Origin of the sequence: Xanthovirga aplysinae (genome assembly GCF_009711365.1) — a bacterium.
GTDB classification, from domain to species: Bacteria; Bacteroidota; Bacteroidia; order Cytophagales; family Cyclobacteriaceae; genus Xanthovirga; species Xanthovirga aplysinae.
In genome coordinates this window covers 1-3,814 of the sequence record NZ_SMMB01000771.1, presented here as the reverse complement: position 1 = coordinate 3,814, position 3,814 = coordinate 1, and the positions used below count along the sequence as shown (strand labels likewise).

The window sequence follows — 3,814 nt, the reverse complement described above, 5'->3', positions numbered from 1 at the left end:
ATCAATTCCTGGTTGATTGAAATGAACTGTTTCCCGAATTTGATAAACATATTCATATAAAACACCTGTCAATGACAGAGTAATTACTTCAAAAGTGTAAGTACCTTGCCCTTCGGGACGATCAAATTCTACTGTCCACTTATCCCCTAATTTCAAACTATCTGTCAGGATTAAAACATCTTGCTCATCCCTATATTCATAATAATTTCCGTTCTCATACCTTATGGGAGGAAAATTTCGAAATAGGGCATTAACACCTTCAACCACACGAGAACCAAAAAAATCTTCATCTTGGGGGATAGAAAAAGCTTTATAATATTTTCCATTTAAATATAAATCCACTAAATGTAAATTTAAATCTACCATAGGACAATGCCCCTCACATTCATCATCCATGAAGTTATAGGCGAATTTTAAACTATCATCACCAAACAGATTAAACTTACCCTTTAGCTGGGCCTCATCTTCTGCAATAGTTATATAAAAACTATAAACCATACTTGTTTGATAACCTTCCCGGCTTACAGTTATCCTATATAATTTACCATTCTCCTTTTCCTCTATATCTGTAATTATACTTACATCCTCATACTTACTAAAAACCAAAGGGGCTGTCTCGGAACAAATAAAATCTTCACAAAGGACAACATAATCGGCAGAATTGGTACCTGGGCCTGTACTAAATCCAGTTATTATGATTTCATCTTCTCCCTGTGCTACCCCAATTAAATGGTTGTCCTGATCATCCACAACATATTCAACGCCATTGACAATAATTCTTTCTATCCCTAGCACAGAAGATTCCTCTTGCATGGAAGTAGTCTCAGTACAGGAAAGAATAAATAGAACAAAAACAACAAATATTAGTGAACTCCTTCTTTTCATTAAAATTTTTAATTTGAAATTTAAAAACTGTTCCAATATTAAGTTATACAAATTTAAATAAATTGTAAAAAAACGAACAACTTCTTTCTTCTCTCAATTTTCCTCATTTGTAATAGCAGTCTCAATTCAAGTAAATGTTCAGAATACCTGGCATAAATGATAATTTTTCTCTTGCTATCTTAAGATTCCTTTCTATTATACTTCATTTAACTAAAAAACATACTCCATTTCCAGTGAAGGCCAAAATTCTATTACCACCTGGTGAGTAGGTTGATGTAAATTATTAGCACCGCGAACAATTAATACTTAGCCTCATGTTTTGGGTTATAATTTACCAAGTATCAGCAGCCATCTCCATCATTTTTTCCTCAGTCTGAGGATTAGAAAGAACTACTTTAGCGTTACTAAAATAGTCAAGTTCGATATCCTGGGTGACTGTTGCTGCAATAATGTTGTTTAATGCAAAAACTTCTTGTGCAGAAACAGGAAGTGTTCCTGATCCGGTAAAAGGTTTTGAATAATCAAAATCATTTGGGTCCTCTGGAAGGTCTTCTAAATTTATTATCTCATATGGAGGGGGTGTTGACCCTTCAATTCCAACAAAATTATTGGTCCAACCAATAGTGGCAGCAATATCTCCAAATAAGTAAACATCATAAGTAACTCTAGCTGTTAGTTTTCCTCTACTCGCCGAAAGTGTAGCAAGGACACTCTGTCCTGGATCTAAAGTGACACTTACTTCAGAAGATGAACCTACAGTTACTGTGCTTGTTTCAGAGGAACCTTCTGTATCAGATTCAGAGAAAGATAATTCAGTTGAGTTTTCGGCCCCCACTCCAAAAATCTTAGCACTTATTTTAGTAGTGTTTTTAAAACCAAAAACAGTAGTTGTACTATAACTAGACGTTACACTGCTTGAAACAGTTTGAGTAACTGATCCAGTGAAAGTGCCTGTCACATCACTATTATTTTCAAATGTTTGGGTATTTAAAATTGTTGGATCTGAGGTAAGGCTTAAGATACGAGCATTATTGACCTCCATGATTATATTGGCTGGACGAAAATCATTGTTTCCTTCAACATAGGGAGGATTAATATCAGCACTATCAAGGCGAATAAGAATATCAACAGCTTTTAACTTCTCTCCATAATCTTCTCGCTGTGTCCAATCAGGGTATTCTAATTCTTTTAAATCTGCACTGGTGATATGGAAAAATTCGTCAAGATATTCATCTGTGGGTTCTAGGTCTACATGTCCTGAGGCAGTGAAAATAGGATCGTTTCCTTCCTCCTGAAAAGCCAGTTCCAAATCAACCCCAAAACCAACAGGAGTTCGTTCCTCGAATGAATTGCTTTCAATTAGGGAATAGTCAGCTGTGGATTCCACTTCATTAAAAAGATCGTCCTGACAAGACGAGAGTAAAAAAATAATGGGAAATGCAATGAGCCATTTCCCCTTTTGTGAGGTGTAAATAATGCTCTTCATAACAAAAAAATTTATTTAACATAGCAAAAAATTTATTCCATTTATTATTTAAAACTTGTTTAAGATAATCAAAAAAGGATGTTTGATAGGTTTTCATTTTTTTTTCAACACCAATTAAATGATCTAATATTTATATAAAAGACTTCAATATTAATAAAGTTATTATGCTTTAATTTAAAGAAATAAATACCACGATGGGCAAAAAATTGTATTAGAATTGTATTAGAATTTACACCTATAAAAAACAAAGAAGGTATGGAAAGGTAGAAATTTTCCTTACTCTATTTGAAACAATCCAACATCAAATTACTGTTTTTAAGTTCAAAATTTTATCTTAAAAGGGTTTAAGAAATTGGTGGAGAAAATTATTTCATCAAGGATAACGGTAGACCTATATTCACCATCATTTCATAACCTTTTAAAAAAATCATTGGAATATTCGAGTGTATTTCATCCTCTTCGATATCAGGGATAATAATATAATTTCCTTTGGTGTTTTATCCTTTATAACATTTTTAAAGCCTCTACTTACTTAAGAGGGAGAAGAACTTTAAACTAAGGTAACAAACCTGCTTCCTTTAAATGCCGCGAATTGTTCTCTTCTTAGCCGAGTGTGTTTGCTGGACCATATAGAATCACCATGCATTAAATTAAAATGTAGATTGTCATTTATATGATGTCCATGATCAATTTTTCCAATATCATGCCCCATAGCATGTCCCAATTCATGAGCCAAGGTTTGACCACTTGCCCCATTTCTTATGTAAATTACACTTCTTAATTCATTCCCTAAAGAAAGTGGACAAGTTATACCTTCAGGTTTATTCATAAACCCGTAACCTGTAAAATCGTTTATCCATATAATAGGTAAAATATTATTTTGTGTGTATTTACCCGCTAAGTCCCATCTATCAATCGTTTTTGTTCCACTTTCAAATTCACCATTTTCAGTCAGACCACTAATACCTCTATGTAACTCATCCCGAGACATAAAAATCCTCTCTTCTTCTTTAATGGAAATATTATACCTATTCAGTATTCTATTAGCTGCCCGAATAGTATTGTCAATATAACTAAGGTCAGCACCTGGAATTATTATTAATTTGACATTAACCTGGACTTTTAGATTTTTAATTCTCTCTTTAAAATGTGCATCAATATGCTCCCTAAGTTCCCCAGGTTCAAAATTGTCTTTATAATCCCGCAAATGATCTATTAGTTCTTCTTCACTCCAGTTATTCCACATTTTTTTGAATTTTTAGATATCTGTCAGTTTGGGAATGTCCGTATATTTTATTTCAGTTCTAAAAATTAATTATTTTCTCCCAGAAAAAGATCAAATCAATATTTTCTAATTGGATTTTAATCTCAATCCCTTAATCCCTTAAATTTTTGAAGATATTTTCTCATTGTTTTTCGGTTTCTCATGTTTTAAAATGGTAT

Annotated in this window: 3 protein-coding genes; all 3 read right to left on the bottom strand. The window is 32.9% G+C overall.

Going from position 1 to position 3,814, the window contains the following annotated elements:
* Window positions 1–885 (bottom strand): hypothetical protein (locus E1171_RS05440; RefSeq protein WP_155204853.1); only part of this gene is annotated, 885 nt, incomplete at its 3' end.
* Between the two features lie 331 nt (window positions 886–1,216).
* Entirely contained in the window at window positions 1,217–2,371 is a 1,155-nt protein-coding gene (locus E1171_RS05435) for an ETX/MTX2 family pore-forming toxin (RefSeq protein ID WP_155204851.1), read from the bottom strand.
* Between the two features lie 550 nt (window positions 2,372–2,921).
* The gene (locus E1171_RS05430; protein WP_155204849.1) at window positions 2,922–3,617 is read right to left on the bottom strand and encodes a hypothetical protein; all 696 of its coding nucleotides are present in this window, start codon (window positions 3,615–3,617) and stop codon (window positions 2,922–2,924) included.
* Between the last annotated feature and the right edge of the window lie 197 nt (window positions 3,618–3,814).